This is a genomic window from Micromonospora sp. NPDC047707 (assembly GCF_040704235.1).
GTDB lineage: Bacteria > Actinomycetota > Actinomycetes > Mycobacteriales > Micromonosporaceae > Micromonospora.
The window spans coordinates 45580-61643 of record NZ_JBEYSU010000016.1; the positions used below are offsets into that span (position 1 = coordinate 45580).

General features: G+C 73.6%; 14 protein-coding genes. 8 read left to right on the forward strand and 6 right to left on the reverse strand.

The genetic code is table 11. From position 1 onward, the window contains the following. Nucleotides 1–284: 284 nt before the first annotated feature. The 6 genes from pdhA (at nucleotide 285) to AB0873_RS18730 (ending at nucleotide 9250) form a co-directional block, all read left to right on the forward strand. Nucleotides 285–1460, forward strand: a complete 1176-nt coding sequence (pdhA, locus tag AB0873_RS18705; protein ID WP_366600960.1) for a pyruvate dehydrogenase (acetyl-transferring) E1 component subunit alpha — start codon at nucleotides 285–287, stop codon at nucleotides 1458–1460. Further along, nucleotides 1460–2449, forward strand: coding sequence for an alpha-ketoacid dehydrogenase subunit beta (locus AB0873_RS18710; protein WP_366600961.1), 990 nt, complete (start codon nucleotides 1460–1462; stop codon nucleotides 2447–2449). Before pdhA ends, AB0873_RS18710 begins: the two co-directional genes overlap by 1 nt. Before the next feature lie 5 nt (nucleotides 2450–2454). Beyond that, nucleotides 2455–3930: a dihydrolipoamide acetyltransferase family protein gene (locus AB0873_RS18715; RefSeq protein ID WP_366601025.1), complete on the forward strand. Its 1476-nt coding sequence runs from the start codon at nucleotides 2455–2457 to the stop codon at nucleotides 3928–3930. A gap of 227 nt (nucleotides 3931–4157) precedes the next feature. Then, on the forward strand, nucleotides 4158–4295 hold the full coding sequence (locus AB0873_RS18720) for a hypothetical protein (protein WP_196255796.1): 138 nt from the start codon (nucleotides 4158–4160) through the stop codon (nucleotides 4293–4295). 365 nt (nucleotides 4296–4660) lie between these two features. After that, complete coding sequence (locus tag AB0873_RS18725) at nucleotides 4661–7267, forward strand: hypothetical protein (RefSeq protein WP_366600962.1); 2607 nt, start codon at nucleotides 4661–4663, stop codon at nucleotides 7265–7267. 150 nt (nucleotides 7268–7417) lie between these two features. After that, nucleotides 7418–9250, forward strand: a complete 1833-nt coding sequence (locus tag AB0873_RS18730; protein ID WP_366600963.1) for an NHL domain-containing thioredoxin family protein — start codon at nucleotides 7418–7420, stop codon at nucleotides 9248–9250. Between the two features lie 57 nt (nucleotides 9251–9307). On the opposite strand, the gene AB0873_RS18735 is transcribed toward AB0873_RS18730, so the two are convergent. The 3 genes from AB0873_RS18735 to AB0873_RS18745 are packed head-to-tail and all read right to left on the reverse strand — an operon-like array spanning nucleotide 9308 to nucleotide 11578. After that, the gene (locus AB0873_RS18735) at nucleotides 9308–10057 is read right to left on the reverse strand and encodes a 5-oxoprolinase subunit PxpA (RefSeq protein WP_366600964.1); all 750 of its coding nucleotides are present in this window, start codon (nucleotides 10055–10057) and stop codon (nucleotides 9308–9310) included. Further along, entirely contained in the window at nucleotides 10041–10919 is an 879-nt protein-coding gene (locus tag AB0873_RS18740) for a biotin-dependent carboxyltransferase family protein (protein ID WP_366600965.1), read from the reverse strand. Before AB0873_RS18740 ends, AB0873_RS18735 begins: the two co-directional genes overlap by 17 nt. Beyond that, nucleotides 10916–11578, reverse strand: coding sequence for an allophanate hydrolase subunit 1 (locus tag AB0873_RS18745; RefSeq protein ID WP_366600966.1), 663 nt, complete (start codon nucleotides 11576–11578; stop codon nucleotides 10916–10918). The genes AB0873_RS18740 and AB0873_RS18745 overlap by 4 nt, the downstream gene beginning before the upstream one ends. A 109-nt stretch (nucleotides 11579–11687) precedes the next feature. On the opposite strand from AB0873_RS18745, the gene AB0873_RS18750 reads away from it, so the two are divergent. Further along, a complete protein-coding gene (locus AB0873_RS18750) occupies nucleotides 11688–12365 on the forward strand; it encodes a hemolysin III family protein (protein WP_155329503.1) in 678 nt (225 codons plus the stop codon). Between the two features lie 61 nt (nucleotides 12366–12426). On the opposite strand, the gene AB0873_RS18755 is transcribed toward AB0873_RS18750, so the two are convergent. Further along, a complete protein-coding gene (locus tag AB0873_RS18755) occupies nucleotides 12427–12711 on the reverse strand; it encodes a DUF6458 family protein (RefSeq protein ID WP_155329504.1) in 285 nt (94 codons plus the stop codon). 116 nt (nucleotides 12712–12827) lie between these two features. Between AB0873_RS18755 and AB0873_RS18760 the strand changes: the two genes are divergently transcribed. Next, entirely contained in the window at nucleotides 12828–13364 is a 537-nt protein-coding gene (locus AB0873_RS18760; protein WP_155329505.1) for a histidine phosphatase family protein, read from the forward strand. A gap of 61 nt (nucleotides 13365–13425) precedes the next feature. Here AB0873_RS18760 and AB0873_RS18765 read toward each other — a convergent pair whose 3' ends face one another. Next, complete coding sequence (locus AB0873_RS18765; protein WP_155329506.1) at nucleotides 13426–13695, reverse strand: DUF6458 family protein; 270 nt, start codon at nucleotides 13693–13695, stop codon at nucleotides 13426–13428. A 391-nt stretch (nucleotides 13696–14086) separates the two neighbouring features. Beyond that, the gene (locus AB0873_RS18770; protein WP_366600967.1) at nucleotides 14087–15943 is read right to left on the reverse strand and encodes an acyl-CoA dehydrogenase; all 1857 of its coding nucleotides are present in this window, start codon (nucleotides 15941–15943) and stop codon (nucleotides 14087–14089) included. Between the last annotated feature and the right edge of the window lie 121 nt (nucleotides 15944–16064).

The following is a 16064-nucleotide window of genomic DNA, read 5'->3' on the forward strand; positions in this document are numbered from 1 at the left end:
GTGTGGGCCGGTCGGGCTGTGGGCCCGCTCACGTGTGATGCGAATATGGACCACGACGGCAACGCAGCCGGGGTCGCCGCGCACCCCCGCGGACGGCCCGGCTGGGCGCCGGCGCTCCCGAACCGGATCCACTCCCCTGGATCCGGCTCACGCCGCGCGGCAACCCCCACCGGGGCTAGGCGCGGTCGCCAGGAACCGGTCCGGCACCAGCCGGACAGGCGCAGGAGTTGCGCGTTTGCCGGGTGACCCCCCGGTGCCGGCGCAGACACGACAGGGAGAGACGGATGGCAAAGGGCGACCCCGGGGTCACCAGAGGCGGACGACGGGCCGCACCCCGGTCCAGGAAGGGCGCGACCGGCGACCCCGAGCTTGTACAGCTGCTCACCCCCGAGGGTGAGCGGATCGACAGCGTGACGGGGCCGGACGGCACCGAGTACCGCGTCGACTTCACCGACGAGGAGTACCGGGGCCTCTACCGGGACCTGGTGCTGGTGCGGAAGCTGGACGCCGAGGCGACCGCCCTGCAGCGGCAGGGCGAGCTGGGCATCTGGGCGAGCCTGCTCGGCCAGGAGGCGGCGCAGGTCGGGTCCGGCCGGGCGCTGCGTACGCAGGACATGGCCTTCCCGACCTACCGGGAGCACGGTGTCCTCTACTGCCGGGGCATCGACCCGATCATGCCGCTGGGCCTGTTCCGCGGCGTCGACCAGGGCGGCTGGGACCCGAACGAGTTCAAGTTCAACATGTACACGATCGTGATCGGGGCGCAGACCCTGCACGCGACCGGGTACGCCATGGGTGTCGCCATGGACGGCAAGACGGGCACCGACGACGGCGAGGCGGTGATCGCGTACTTCGGCGACGGCGCCACCAGCCAGGGTGACGTGAACGAGTCGTTCGTCTGGGCCGGCGTCTTCAACGCGCCGCTGGTTTTCTTCTGCCAGAACAACCAGTACGCCATCTCCGAGCCGCTGGAGCGGCAGACCCGCATCCCGCTCTACCAGCGGGCCGCCGGCTTCGGCTTTCCCGGGGTCCGGGTGGACGGCAACGACGTGCTCGCCACGTACGCGGTGACCCGGCAGGCGCTGGACAACGCCCGGCACGGGCAGGGCCCGAGCCTGATCGAGGCGTACACGTACCGGATGGGGGCGCACACCACCTCCGACGACCCGACCCGGTACCGGATCGCCAGCGAGGTCGAGGCCTGGCAGGCGAAGGACCCGATCGCCCGGATGAAGGCCTTCCTGGAGAAGCAGCAGATCGCCGACGCGGACTTCTTCGCCGACGTCGACGAGCAGGCCAAGCGCGAGTCGGTGCACCTGCGCGAGCGGGTACTCGCCATGCCGAACCCGGAGCCGACCACCCTGTTCGACCACGTCTACCCCAACGGGTCCCCGCTCCTCGACGAGCAGCGGGAACAGTTCAGCAGGTACCTGGAGTCGTTCGAGGGGAGCGCGCACTGATGGCCACGGAGACGCTAACCCTCGGCAAGGCCCTCAACGTCGGCCTGCGCAAGGCCCTGGAGAACGACCCGAAGGTCGTCATCATGGGCGAGGACGTCGGCAAGCTCGGCGGCGTCTTCCGGATCACCGACGGGCTCCAGAAGGACTTCGGCGACCAGCGGGTGATCGACACGCCGCTCGCCGAGTCCGGCATCATCGGCACCGCGATCGGCCTGGCCATCCGCGGCTACCGGCCGGTCTGCGAGATCCAGTTCGACGGCTTCGTCTACCCGGCGTACGACCAGATCGTGTCGCAGGTGGCGAAGATGCACTACCGCTCGCGCGGCAAGCTGCGGATCCCGATGGTGATCCGCATCCCGTTCGGCGGCGGCATCGGCGCGGTCGAGCACCACTCGGAGTCGCCGGAGGCGTACTTCGCGCACACCGCCGGCCTCAAGGTCGTCTCCTGCTCCAACCCGCAGGACGCGTACGCGATGATCCAGCAGGCCATCGCCTCGGACGACCCGATCGTGTTCCTCGAGCCCAAGCGCCGCTACTGGGAGAAGGGCCCGGTCGAGGTCGACGCGCCGCTCGGCGACGCGTACCCGCTGCACGCCGCCCGGGTCGCCCGGCCCGGCACCGACGCCACCCTGCTCGCGTACGGGCCGATGGTGCGTACCTGCCTGGACGCGGCGACCGCCGCCGCCGAGGACGGCCGGGAGCTGGAGGTCATCGACCTGCGTACGCTCTCGCCGCTCGACCTCGGCGTGGTCTACGAGTCGGTGCGCCGCACCGGCCGCGCGGTGGTGGTGCACGAGGCGCCGTCCAACGTCGGCCTCGGCGCGGAGATCGCGGCCCGGATCACCGAGGAGTGCTTCTACTCCCTGGAGTCCCCGGTGCTGCGGGTGACCGGCTTCGACACCCCCTACCCGGCCGCCCGGGTGGAGGAGGAGTACCTGCCCGACCTCGACCGGGTGCTCGACGCCGTCGACCGCACCTTCGGCTGGTGAGCGGCATGTCGCGGATCAAGGAGTTCAACCTTCCCGACCTGGGCGAGGGCCTGACCGAGGGCGAGATCCTCAGCTGGCTGGTCAAGGTCGGCGACACGATCGAGCTGAACCAGCCGATCGTCGAGGTCGAGACCGCCAAGGCGGCCGTCGAGATCCCGGCGAAGTGGGCCGGCAAGGTCCAGGCGATCTTCCACGGGGAGGGCACGACCGTCGAGGTCGGTACGCCGATCATCGCGATCGACACCGACCCGGGCGCCGGCCCGCTGGACACGCCGACCACCACCGGCGCGCCGGACGGGGACCTGCCCACCCCGTCGGCCGCGTCGCTCGCGGCGGTGGAGGTCGCGCCGACCGAGGGCGCGGTCGAGCCGGGCCTGATCGGTGGTCCCGCTCCGGGTGGCCGGACGGCGGTGCTGGTGGGCTACGGCCCGCGTACGACCGCCGCGAAGCGCCGCCCGCGCAAGGGTGAGGTCCCGGCGCAGGCCCAGGCGGCGCCCGCGCCGGTCCAGCCGGCCCCGGAGCCGGTCCGGCCGGCCCCCGCGCCGGTGGCCGCGCCGCCGGCGGGCGGCCGCAACGGGCACGGCGGCGCCACCGCCGGTGGTCTCGTGCTGGCCAAGCCCCCGGTACGCAAGCTCGCCAAGGATCTCGGCGTCGACCTGTCGACCCTGACCGGCTCGGGCCCGCTCGGCTCGATCACCCGGGAGGACGTCCATCAGGCGGCGAGCGGCACCCCGGCGGCCGAGCCGCTGGCGGCGGTCCCGGCGGCGGCGAGCTTCGGCGCCGACCGCGAGCAGCGGATCCCGGTCAAGGGGGTCCGGAAGCTGACGGCGGAGAACATGTCCCGCTCGGCGTTCACCGCGCCGCACGTGACGGAGTTCCTGACCGTCGACGTGACCCGGGCGATGAAGGCCCTGGACCGGCTCCGCAGCCGGCGGGAGTGGCGGGACGTCCGCGTCTCGCCGCTGCTGCTGGTCGCCAAGGCCGTGCTGCTGGCGGTCAAGCGCCACCCGATGGTCAACTCGACCTGGGCCGGTGACGAGATCGTGGTCAAGGAGTACGTCAACCTGGGCATCGCGGCGGCCACCGAGCGCGGTCTGATCGTGCCGAACGTCAAGGACGCCGGTCGGCTCACCCTGCGGGAGTTGGCGGACGCGCTGACCGACCTGGTGCAGACGGCCAAGGCCGGGAAGACCTCCCCGGCGGACATGTCCGGCGGCACCCTGACCATCACCAACGTCGGTGTGTTCGGGGTGGACACGGGTACGCCGATCCTGCCCCCGGGCGAGTCGGCGATCCTGGCGTTCGGTGCGGTGCGCGAGATGCCGTGGGTGCACAAGGGCAAGGTGCGCCCGCGCCAGGTCACGACGCTCGGCCTGTCGTTCGACCACCGGATCATCGACGGGGAGCTCGGGTCGAAGTTCCTCCGGGACGTCGGTGACTTCCTCGCCGATCCGGAGGCGGCGTTGCTCGCCTGGACCTGACCGGTCCGCCTCGGCTGAGCGATGGACGGCCGGTGTGCCACGGGTGAACGCCCGGCACACCGGCCGTTTCCATTCGGCGACGGAACTTCGGCCCGGACCCCTGTCTGGCCTTAGATTGTTAGGCAGGTGTCTCAGCTCACCTAATAATCGATGGAAATCTCGGGCTGGACGCGGTTAAATAGGAGTCACCAGGGGCCAACAACCGAATAGCCAGGATGGAGAGACCCATGAGCATGATCGAGCGAATCCGCAACCGCCGCGACGCCAACCGCCGCGCCCGCGCCATCGAGCGCGCGCTGCGCTCGGCCAACTCGCCCGCGGTACGCGACGAGATCCTCGCCATCGCCCAGCGTCACATGCACTGACGCTCCACGACGTTCCTCGCCTCCTCAGCCGACGGCCCGCCCGGGTGAACCCGGGCGGGCCGTCGGCGTTCACGCGGGCCCACCGATCGGCCGCCCCACACCGGCTGGCACCGGGATTCCCCCATCACCCCGGCGCCCGGTACGGTGGGATCCGGTCGTCGCCCGCCCGTCGGGCAGGTCGGTTCCGATAGAGGCCGATCGACACGGTCCGGCGACGCGGAGTGACGGCCAGTGCTCCCCGATGCCCCTTCAGGGGCACCGGATACGGTGCGGGGAGCCGGCACGGCCGGTACCCACCGGCGACGCCGGTCGCCGTGCCGCGCACGCGGTGCCGGCGGCCGACAGGTGATGGAGGAGGCGCACGCATGACGTCCGAGGGCACGCAGCACCCCGGCCAGCAGCCGGACGAGGCGTCGCCGGGCGCTGGTGGACCGACGCCGTACGGCGACCGGCCGGCGCAGCAGGACAACGGGTACGCCGTCGGCAACCCCGACCTCGGTTGGGCGCCCCCGCCGCCCGCGCAGCCGAACCCGGCGGCGCCCGCCTGGCCGAACGAGGCACCGCCGACCCCCACCTGGAGTGCCGCCCAGGTGCCGCAGCAGAGCGAAGCACCCGCCCCGGGCGCGTGGGCACCCGACGGCGGTGCTCCCCCGTGGCGCGCACAGACCGAGCAGCCCGCCCCCGAGGCGCCGGCATGGGCCCAGGCCGAGCCGCCCGCGCCCGCCTGGGGGCAGCCCGGCCCGGCGGCCCGGGGCGCGGCCCAGGTGCCGCAGGCATGGCCCGCCCAGGAGTCCCCGGCCCACCCGACGCCCGGCCAGCCCGAGTCGGCCACCGGCTGGAGCAACGGGACCGCCCACCCCGACCCGGCCCGCTCCGGCGGCTGGCATCCCGGCACCCAGCCCGACCAGTCCTCCTCCGGCGGATGGGCGACCGGCACCGCCACCCAGGACGACCGGCCGCAGCAGCCCGAGTGGGGCGCACCGCAGGACGACGCCACCGGCGCGCAGCCGGAGCAGCCCGCCTGGGCGGCGGACGCGGCGGCGCCGGCCTGGGCACCCGCGGTGCGCGGCGCGGCGCAGGTGCCCGGCACGCCCCAGGCATGGCCGGAGCCCGACCGCCCCGCCGAGGCGGCCCGGCAGTCCACATCGGACCAGTCCGGCTGGCCGGCCCCGCAGCAGGACGCCGCGTCCTCCGGCGGTTGGGCCACGGACATGCCGACGCCGGACGACCGGCGGCACCAGGACGACCCCGCCCGGTCCGGTGGCTGGGCCGCCGGCCACCAGGACGACCGGCCGCAGACCGACTGGGCGGCCTCCGGTGACCGGGACGCGCCGGGTGAGACGCGCCCGAGCGACACCTGGGGGGGTCACGACGAGCAGCCGCCGAGCGGCGGGTGGGCGGCGCGTGCCGCCGCGCCGACCGCCAACGACGGCGGCTGGCAGCCGGCCGAGCCGACCTCGACGCCCCCGGCGCGGGCCAGTGCCTCGGTGCCCGCGGAGGGCGCGCCGCAGCCCTGGGTGCCAGCGCAGCGGCCGGCCGTTCCGGAGGCCGAGCCGTGGGCGCCGGGCGAAGCGTGGGGCCGCTCCGAGCCGGCCGCGTCGCAGGACGCGCGGGAGCCGGAGCGGGCGGACGAGCCGCCGGCCTACCAGCCCGCTCCCGGGCCGGGGATCTCGCCGGCGAACGCGGTGCCGCTGCCCCCGCAGGAGCAGCGCGTACCAGGCGCCAGCCTGGCTGCCGCCCCGCCGGCCGACTTCGCGCCTCCGGCGCCGTTCGCCGCGGAGCAGCCCGGCCGGGACGCCGGGATTCCGGGTTACGAGAGTGGGCAGCAGGACTGGGCTGCCGCCGCCCGGCAGGACGAGCCGGCAGCCGCCCCGGTGGTGCCCGCTCCGCGTACGTCTCCGGAGTCCACGGGCCGCGCCTCGGTCGCGGTGCCGTCCGGCGGCGCCTCCGGCGCCGTGTCGGGAAGCGCCTCGGTGCCGCTGGCCAGCCGTGTCATGCCCCCGACGGACCAGGCCCTGCGTCCGACGACGCCCGCGCCGCAGCCCCGCGTGTACGGCCGTCCGGCCCGCCCCGAGTCCACCGAGGACGTGGAGCCGGTGAACGGCCACCAGGCTGACCAGGCTCCGCACCGGTTCGGGCCGGAGGCCCGGCCCGACCACGGCCCGGACAACGGCTTCGCCCCGGACAACGGCTTCGGCCCGGACAACGGCTTCGCCCCCGGCAACTCCTTCGGTGCGGACAACGGCTTCGGCCGTGGCGCCGACGACCGGGACCGGCCCGCCGGTCCGGCCGCCTTCGCGGGCGCCGCACCCGTCGTCCCGGCCTCGCCGGCACCGCCGCCCCCGTTCCCGCCGGGCATGCCGACCTTCGCCGACGCGCCGGCCCACGACCGGCCGATGAACGGCGTCCGGCCCCACGGTGGCGCGGACCGGCCCGCGGACCAGTTCGGTGCTCCGGCCGCCGGCGCCGGCGCCGCCGCCGTCAACGGCTCCGGCTTCCCGCCTCCGCCCGAGCCGGCCTTCTCGCCCGCGTTCCCCCCGGCGCCCCAGCAGACCGTGCCGTCGTGGGACCAGGGAGGGCCGACCGGCTCCGAGGCGGACCAGAGCCGCTTCGACTCGTTCAAGCCGATCGCCGAGCCGGCCGCCGACGCGCCCGCGCCGAAGGTCCGCAACGGACGGGTGCTGGCCGCCGTGCTGGTCGCCGCCGTGCTGATCCTGGCCGTCCCGCTGGGCCTGCTCGCGCTGCTCGGGAAGATCGGCGGTGACGAGGCCCCGGCCTTCGACCCGCCGGTGGGCAGTTGCGTCAAGCAGGCCGGCAGTGGCGCGAGCGCCGTCGACTGCGGGGAGGCGGGTGCGTTCACCGTCGTGTCGAAGGTGGACGCCCCGGCCAAGTGCGCCGACCCGGCGCAGCCGCACGTGGTGCTTCCGGGCGAGGGCACGAACCGGGTGCTCTGCCTCAAGCCGGCAGCCTGACCCGACGCGACGAACGGCGGGGCCACGGTCGATCCGTGGCCCCGCCGCCGTCTTCCGGCAGTGGTCGGCGCTCGCCGGGATGACGCCCGCCAGGGAGATCGTCCGCCCCCTCGGGCCGGTCCGCAGCCGGTGGTCAGGCACGATGGGGTCATGAGCGCACGAGTACGAGCCCCCGAGCTGCGCGGCCGGGGCTGGCTGAACACCGGCGGGAAGGTCCTCACGCTCGCCGACCTCCGAGGTCGTGTGACCGTCCTGGACTTCTGGACCTTCTGCTGTATCAACTGCCTGCACGTGCTCGACGAGTTGCGCCCGCTGGAGCAGAAGTACGGCGACGTGCTCGTCGTCATCGGCGTGCACTCGCCCAAGTTCGAGCACGAGAAGGACGCGGACGCCCTGGCCGCCGCCGTCGAGCGGTACGGGGTGCACCATCCGGTGCTCGACGACCCCGAGCTCGACATGTGGCAGCAGTACGCCGCCCGCGCCTGGCCGACCCTGGCGGTGATCGACCCCGAGGGCTACGTGGTCGCCACGATGGCCGGTGAGGGCCACGCCGAGGGGCTGTCCCGGCTGATCGACGACCTGATCGCCACCCACGAGGCGAAGGGCACGCTGCACCGGGGCGAGGGCCCGTACGTGCCGCCCGCCGAGCCGGAGACCACGCTGCGCTTCCCCGGCAAGGCCGTCGTACTCGACGACGGGAACCTGCTGGTGTCGGACTCGGCCCGGCACTCGCTCGCGGAGCTGGCGCCCGACGGCGAGACACTGGTCCGACGGATCGGCACCGGTGAGCGCGGCCGGGCCGACGGCCCGGCCGAAGCGGCCACGTTCTCCGAGCCGCAGGGTCTCTGCCTGCTGCCCACGCACGTCGCCGAGGTCGCCGGCTACGACCTGGTGGTCGCCGACACGGTCAACCACCTGCTGCGCGGGGTGCGCCTCGCCACCGGCGAGGTGGTCACCGTCGCCGGCACCGGCCGGCAGTGGCGCTCCACGGTCGACGACCACGCGCACGACGCCCGCTCCGTGGACCTCTCCTCCCCCTGGGACCTGGCCTGGTACGACGACAAGGTCGTGATCGCGATGGCCGGCATCCACCAGCTCTGGTGGTTCGACCCGGTGAAGCGCACCGCCGGCATGTACGCGGGCACCACGGTCGAGGCGCTGAAGGACGGCCCGCTGGCCGAGGCGTGGATGGCCCAGCCCTCCGGCCTGTCGGTGTCGGCCGACGGCTCGCGGCTGTGGGTGGCCGACAGCGAGACCAGCGCCATCCGGTACGTCGAGAACGGGGTCCTGGGCACGGCCGTCGGCCAGGGGCTCTTCGACTTCGGGCACATCGACGGGCCGGCGGCGGAGGCGCTGCTCCAGCACCCGCTGGGGGTGTGCGCGCTGCCGGACGGCTCGGTGCTGATCGCCGACACGTACAACGGCGCGGTCCGCCGCTACGACCCGGAGACCGACGCGGTCGGCACGGTCGCCGACGGGCTCGCCGAGCCGAGCGACCTGGTGGTCACGCCGGACGGCGGCGTGCTGGTCGTGGAGTCGGCCGCCCACCGGCTGACCCGGCTCGCGCCGGGCGCGCTCACCGCCGCGGGGGCCAGCACCGTCGACGGACCGCGGCACCGCGCCGAGCGGAAGCCGACCGACCTGGCGGCCGGCGAGGTCACCCTGGACGTCATCTTCACGCCGGCACCGGGGCAGAAGCTCGACGAGACGTACGGGCCGTCGACCCGGCTGGTGGTCTCGGCCTCGCCGCCGGAGCTGCTGCTGGACGGCGCGGGCACGGGCACCGACCTGTCCCGGCGGCTCGTGGTCAACGAGGCGGTGGCCGAGGGCGTGCTGCAGGTGACCGCCCAGGCCGCCACCTGTGACGCCGACGTCGAGCACGCCGCCTGCCACCTGACCCGGCAGGACTGGGGCGTTCCGGTCCGGGTGGTCGACGGCGCCGTCACCCGCCTCCCGCTGGTGCTGCGCGGCCTGGACGCCTGAGCCCCGTTAACAAGGGCCCCTTCTACAACGCGAGGCGTTAGCAAGGGGCCCTTCCTTTCACGTGAACGGGGTGAGCGGAACCCCCGCGTCGACGAGGGCGGCGCGGACCAGTTCGGCGCACCGCACGGCGCCCGGTGTGTCGCCGTGCAGGCAGATCGACTCGACCGGGCAGGGAATCACCGTGCCGTCCACCGCGACCACGCTCCGCTCGGTGGCCATCCGGACCGCCCGCTGCGCCATCTGCTCCGGGTCGGTGACGAGGGCGTTCGGGGTGCCCCGGGGCACGAGCTGCCCGTTCGGCAGGTAGCCCCGGTCGGCGAAGCCCTCGGCGACCACCCGCAGCCCGGCACCGGTGGCCAGCTGGGCGAGCACCGAGCCGGACGGGCAGAGCAGCGGCAGCTGGTCGTCGTACTCGCCGACCGCGGCGACCAGCGCCGCCGCCTGCGACTCGGCACAGGCCGCGGCGTGGTAGAGGGCGCCGTGCGGCTTGAGGTAGCGCACCCGGGTGCCGACGATCCGGCAGAACGCGTCCAGGGCACCGAGCTGGTAGAGGATCTCGTCCCGCAGCTCGACGAAGTCGTAGGCGATGTGCCGCCGCCCGAAGCCGGCGAGGTCCCGGTAGCCGACCTGCGCGCCAACCGCGACCCCGCGCTCGGCCGCGCCGGCGCACACCCGGCGCATCGTGGGGGCGTCCCCGGCGTGGAAGCCGCAGGCGACGTTGGCGGAGGTGACCAGGTCCAGCAGCGCCGCGTCGTCGCCGAGCCGCCAGATGCCGAAGCCCTCACCGAGGTCAGCGTTGAGGTCCATGGAACGTCACCGTAGTCCCTGGCCGGGCCTGCGCGAGCGGGGTCACGTCGGCCACCACCCCGATGACCGGGTATCCGCCGGTCGTCGGGTGGTCGGCGAGGAACACCAGCGGCTGGCCGTCCGCCGGCACCTGCACCGCGCCGAGCACCAGGCCCTCGCTGGGCAGTTCCCCGGCCACCGCGCGGGGCAGGGCAGCGCCGGTCAGTCGCGCGCCGACCCGGTTGCTCACCGGCGAGACGGTGTACGCGGTGCCGAACAGCCGGTCGAGCGCGAGCGGTGTGAACCAGTTGTCGCGTGGGCCGAGGCGCAGCGTCAACCGCAGCTCGGCCGAGGGGGGCGCGGGGACGGTGACGTCCACCGGGGCGGGCGGGCCGGCCGGCGTACCGAGGGGGAGCCGGTCGCCGTCCCGCAGCGGGGGCGGGCCCAGCCCGGAGAGCGTGTCCGTGGCGCGGCTGCCGAGCACCGGCTCGACGCCGATCCCGCCCGCGACGGCCAGCCACGACCGCACGCCGGTGCGGGGTGGACCGACCCGGACGACCCCGCCGGCCGGTACGGCGAGCGGCCGTCCGACGTCACCGGGGCGGGCGCCGACCCGCACGTCGGTGTCCGCCCCCGTCACCGCCACGGTGGTGGCGCGGGTGAACCGCAGCGCGCACCCGGTCAGGGTGCTCTCCAGGCCGGCGGTGGGCTCGGGGTTGCCGACCAGGCGGTTGGCCAGCCGGAGGGCGGCCGGGTCGAGGGCGCCGGAGCGCGGCACGCCGAGGTGCGCCCAGCCGGGCCGGCCGAGGTCCTGCACGGTGGTGAGGGCACCGGCCCGCAGCACCTCGACGGTGCCGGCGGGCCCGCCGGTCGGGGCGGTCACGCGGGCACCAGCCGGACGCGGGTGCCGGGGCCGAGCCGGGCCGGCGGGTCGGCGTGCACGTCGAACAGGGACAGGTCGGTGCGCCCGACGAGCAGCCAGCCGCCGGGTGATGCGGTCGGGTAGATCCCGGCGTACGGGCCGGCCAGGGCGACCGAGCCGGCGGGCACCCGGGAACGGGGACTCGGCAGCCGGGGCACGGCCAGCGCGGCGGGGAGCCCGGTGAGGTACGCGAACCCGGGGGCGAAGCCGCAGAAGGCCACCCGGAACTCCGTGGTGGTGAGTCGCCGTACGACGGCCGGCACGTCGACCCGCCAGTGGCCGGCGACGGTGGGCAGGTCCTCCCCGTCGTACGTCACGGGCACCTCGACCGTGGCGGCGGCGGTGGCGGTGGCGGCCGGTGCCGGGGTCCACCCGGCGACGAGCACGGCGGTGCGCTGCGGATCGCGTACGCCGTCGAGCAGCACGGTGGTCGCGGCCGGGACGATCTCGACGGCGTGCAGCTCACCCCGCTCCCGGCGGCGCCACAGCTCGGCCCGCCACGCCTCCACCTGCGCAGCGACGGCTCCACCCGGGCCGGTCACGTCGTCCCCGGCAGCCGGGTCGGTCTCGCCGGCGCAGTCGAGCAGCAGGGCGTGGGCCCCGACCGGTCGGATCCGCATCCCGCCATCCTTCCGGACGGCACCGCGTCGCTGTTTCCCCGGCGCGCGTTCATCGGGCGTGACCGGACGCACTACTTCTAAGTAACCTACGGTGCCGTAACCTGTTGGCGTGACCACCTCCGCACCGCTTCGCCTCAAGCCGGTCGACATCGGCAAGCCGCGGATGCGCGGCTGGCTCCACACGTACGCGTTCTTCGTCGCACTCGTCTGCGGCATCGTGCTCTGCTCCGTCGCCGCCGCCCGGCCCGGCTGGTCGCCGCTGGTCAGCTGCCTCGTCTACAGCCTCACGGTCTGCGGCCTCTTCGGCACCAGCGCCCTCTACCACCGTCGGGTGTGGTCCGAGCGGGGCTACCAGATCATGCGCCGGATGGACCACTCGATGATCTTCGTGTTCATCGCCGGGACGTACACGCCCTTCTGCGTCCTCCTGCTGGAGCCGCGGCCCGCGACGGTGATGCTCTCGCTGGTGTGGGGTGGGGCTCTCGGCGGTGTCGCGCTCAAGCTCGTCTGGCCGCACGCCCCACGCTGGGTCTCGGCGCCGCTCTACCTCGCGCTCGGCTGGGTCTCGGTGGCGATGCTGCCGGACATCCTCCGCGTCGGTGGCGTGACCGCCCTGGTCCTGCTGATCGTCGGTGGCGCCATCTACAGCGTCGGTGCCGTCTTCTACGCGCTGCGGCGGCCCAACCCCTGGCCGACGGTCTTCGGCCACCACGAGTTCTTCCACGCCTGCACGCTGGTGGCCGCGATCTGTCACCACATCGCGATCTACTTCGCCCTCTTCGTCTGACGCGAAGGAAGGGCCCCTCCTTAACGCCTCCGGTAGAGGAAGGGGCCCTTCCTAACAGCCGTCAGACCGTCGGGCCCGGCCGGCGGACCTCGCGGTACTCCTGCACGACCCGGTCCTGCGCGGGCACGACGGGGTCGGCCACGACGCGCTCCTCGCGGACCGGCCGGGCGACCACCGTGCGGCGGCGGGAGTTCCAGAAGTAGAGGGTGACCAGCAGGCCCGCCACACCGGCGAGCATCAGCACCCAGCCGACCACGGCCAGGTCGAGCCACCCCAGGTTCGCCTCGACGGCGAACGCGAAGATCGCGCCCAGCGCGATCAGGAAGATACTGCCACCAATGCCCATGTCGTCGCCTCCTCGGCATGTCACCTGGCGTTCCGGTCGCCGCGGCCATCGGTGAGGTTGCGGCAGCCATCGACTTACCCAGGCGGTGAGATCGCCAATCGGGCAAGCTTGGGGACATGACGGACCCGTACGCCCAGGCCCGCACGCTGGTGCTGCTCCGGCACTCGAAGGCGGAGCCGCCCGACGACGGACCGGACGTGGAGCGTCCGCTGGCGGCGCGGGGGCGGGCGGACGCGGCGGCGGCCGGCGCGTGGCTCGCCAAGCACGCGCTCCTGCCCGACGTGGTGATCTGCTCGGCGGCGCGGCGCACCCGCGAGACCTGGCACGCTGTGGCGTTGGGCATGACCGGGACGCCGCCCGAGGGCGGGTCCGCCGGGCCGGCGCCCGCCGTCCACTATGCGGCGGACGCATACGAGGCGCACCCGGAGGACCTGCTGGCGCTGGTGCGGCGAGTGGATCCGAATGCCCGAACGGTGCTGCTCGTCGCCCACAATCCCGGCATCTCGCTTCTGTCGGCGCTGCTCGACCCGGATCGGGCGGACCAGGACGGGCTACGCACCAGCGACATCGCGGTGCATCGGACGGCGGCCGAGTGGGCGGAGCTGGGCCGGGCGGGAAGCGTCATCACCGCGCGGCACACGGCACGGGGTTGACGAACCACGCCGGAGCCGCGCACCGGTCGGTGCGCGGCTCGGGGCGTGTGTCGTCGCGGGGTCAGGACGGCGGCGCGGTGGGCGGCGGCGGGTCGGGAGGCGGCGGCATCATCGCGGTGGGGTGCGACAGCCGGTTCTCCTCCACGATCAGCGTTCGTGCCCGCTTGCGACGGTCCTGCCAGAACCAGAGCGTGGTGAGCAGAACGGCGAGCCCGGCCAGGATGAACACCCAGCCGACCGCGCGTAGGTCGAGCCACCAGACGTTGGCCCGGATGGCGAAGGTGAGGATCGCTCCGACGGCGATCAGGAAGATGCCGCTACCAATGCCCATGTGCGCTGCACTCCCCCGTGCGGTGGCTCTGGGCGTTCTCTGCCGTGGTCCGCGGTGGATACCCGTCGTGAGCTGCGGCTACCCGCACAACACCCGAAATCATGGGCCGCCGTCGGCCCGGACGACCATCGCCCTTCGGCCCCCTTTGCTCTGCTTCAACCCACGCACAGGTTCCGGCACCGGAGCGTTGCGTCCGTTGAAGCAGAGCAAAGGGAGGTAGCAGCCCCGCCCGAGCTCGGCGTCCGCGGGACCACCGACGGGGTCGTGGCCCGGGCCGCGCTGAGGGAACGGAAACACGACGGCCGGCGGGTCGACACCCGCCGGCCGTCGTGACCAGCTCACTCCCGGATCAGGCCCGGGCTCACCACACCGCTGAGCGGTACGGCGTGACTCAGAACGCCTCCTCCGGGAGGTCCATGACGTCCAGGTCGGCGTTCTCGATGATCCGCCGGTCCGCGCCGATGCGCGGCAGCACCTCGCGGGCGAAGAACCGGGCAGCGGCCACCTTGCCGGTGTAGAACGCCTTGTCGGACGCGGACACCTCGCCGGCGAGCCCCTTCAGGGCGACGTCGGCCTGCTTCTGGAGCAGCCAGCCCACGACCAGGTCACCCACCGCCAGCAGGAACCGGCGGCTGCTGAGGCCGACCTTGTACAGGGCGCGGGTGTCCCCGCCCTGCGCCTCGCCCAGCCAGCCGGTCATCACGCCCAGGATGGTCTGGATCTCGGCGAGCGCCTTGCCCAGCGCCTGCCGCTCCTCCTTGAGCTGGCCGTTGCCGCCCTCGGTGGCGATGAACTCCTGGATCTCGCCGGCGACCGCCATCAGCGCCTTGCCGTTGTCCCGGACGATCTTCCGGAAGAGCAGGTCGAGGCTCTGGATCGCGGTGGTGCCCTCGTACAGGGTGTCGATCTTGGCGTCCCGGACGTACTGCTCCAGCGGGTAGTCCTGGAGGAAGCCGGAACCGCCGAAGGTCTGGAGCGACTCGTGGCCGAGCAGCTCGTACGCCCGCTCCGAGCCGACGCCCTTCACCAGCGGCAGCAGCAGGTCGTTGACCCGCTTGGCCAGCTTGGTGGCCTTCTCGTCGCCGGCCGTCTCCGCGATGGCGACCTTGTCCTGCCAGCTGGCCGTGTAGCAGACCAGCGCGCGCAGACCCTCGGCGTACGACTTCTGCAGCAGCAGCGAGCGGCGCACGTCCGGGTGGTGGGTGATGGCCACCCGCGGCGCGGTCTTGTCGGCCATCTGGGTCAGGTCGGCGCCCTGCACCCGGTTCTTGGCGTACTCGAGTGCGTTCAGGTAACCGGTGGAGAGCGTGGCGATCGCCTTCGTGCCGACCATCATCCGGGCATACTCGATGATCATGAACATCTGCCGGATGCCGTCGTGCTTCTCGCCCAGCAACCAGCCCTTGGCCGGAACGCCGTGCTCGCCGAAGGTCACCTCGCAGGTGTTCGAGACCTTCAGGCCCATCTTGTGCTCGACGTTGGTGGCGAAGACGCCGTTGCGCTCGCCCAGCTCGCCGGTCTCCTCGTCGAAGTGGTACTTCGGGACGACGAAGAGCGAGAGCCCCTTGGTGCCCGGGCCGCCCACGCCCTCGACGCCGACCGGGCGGGCCAGCACGTAGTGGACGATGTTGTCGGAGAGGTCGTGCTCACCCGAGGTGATGAAGCGCTTGACACCCTCGATGTGCCAGGAGCCGTCCGGCTGCTGGATGGCGCGGGTGCGGCCGGCGCCGACGTCCGAGCCGGCGTCCGGCTCGGTCAGCACCATCGTCGAGCCCCACTGCTTGTCGATGAAGAGCTTGGCCCACTTCTTCTGCTGCTCGGTGCCCTCGACGTGCAGGACGTGGGCGAAGGACGGGCCGGACGCGTACATCCAGATCGGGGCGTTGGCGCCGAGCACCAGCTCGGCGAGGGACCACCAGAGCGCGCGCGGGGCGTTGGAACCGTCCAGCACCTCGGGCAGGTCCAGCCGCCAGAACTCGGAGTCCATGAAGGCCTTGTACGACTTCTTGAACGACTCGGGCAGCGGCGCGGTGTGCGTCGCCGGGTCGAACACCGGCGGGTTCCGGTCGCTGTCCGTGTAGCTGGCCGCGAGGTCCTCGCGGGCCAGGCGGTCGACCTCGGAGAGGAAGCTGCGGGCGGTGTCGACGTCCAGCTCCGTGTACGGCGCCTGGCCGAACGTCCGGTCCGCCCCGAAGACCTCGAACAGGTTGAACTCGAGGTCCCGAAGGTTGCTCTTGTAGTGGGTCATGCTCGCTGGCCCCGCTTCCGGACAGGTGTGTTACCGATCAGTAACCCCGACTGTATTACTCGCGGGTAGGAAGCGACAAGCCGATCGACGAAGTGACGACCATTACACACCTTCCGTTCAG

Excerpts from the sequence above, each read along its gene's own strand:
- AB0873_RS18745 (WP_366600966.1), bottom strand. The coding sequence starts at position 11,578 with ATGCGGATCCGACCGGTCGGGGCCCACGCCCTGCTGCTCGACTGCGCC.
- AB0873_RS18715 (WP_366601025.1), top strand. The coding sequence starts at position 2,455 with ATGTCGCGGATCAAGGAGTTCAACCTTCCCGACCTGGGCGAGGGCCTG.
- AB0873_RS18710 (WP_366600961.1), top strand. The coding sequence starts at position 1,460 with ATGGCCACGGAGACGCTAACCCTCGGCAAGGCCCTCAACGTCGGCCTG.
- AB0873_RS18770 (WP_366600967.1), bottom strand. The coding sequence starts at position 15,943 with ATGACCCACTACAAGAGCAACCTTCGGGACCTCGAGTTCAACCTGTTC.
- pdhA (WP_366600960.1), top strand. The coding sequence starts at position 285 with ATGGCAAAGGGCGACCCCGGGGTCACCAGAGGCGGACGACGGGCCGCA.
- AB0873_RS18720 (WP_196255796.1), top strand. The coding sequence starts at position 4,158 with ATGAGCATGATCGAGCGAATCCGCAACCGCCGCGACGCCAACCGCCGC.
- AB0873_RS18730 (WP_366600963.1), top strand. The coding sequence starts at position 7,418 with ATGAGCGCACGAGTACGAGCCCCCGAGCTGCGCGGCCGGGGCTGGCTG.
- AB0873_RS18765 (WP_155329506.1), bottom strand. The coding sequence starts at position 13,695 with ATGGGCATTGGTAGCGGCATCTTCCTGATCGCCGTCGGAGCGATCCTC.
- AB0873_RS18755 (WP_155329504.1), bottom strand. The coding sequence starts at position 12,711 with ATGGGCATTGGTGGCAGTATCTTCCTGATCGCGCTGGGCGCGATCTTC.
- AB0873_RS18760 (WP_155329505.1), top strand. The coding sequence starts at position 12,828 with ATGACGGACCCGTACGCCCAGGCCCGCACGCTGGTGCTGCTCCGGCAC.
- AB0873_RS18725 (WP_366600962.1), top strand. The coding sequence starts at position 4,661 with ATGACGTCCGAGGGCACGCAGCACCCCGGCCAGCAGCCGGACGAGGCG.
- AB0873_RS18735 (WP_366600964.1), bottom strand. The coding sequence starts at position 10,057 with ATGGACCTCAACGCTGACCTCGGTGAGGGCTTCGGCATCTGGCGGCTC.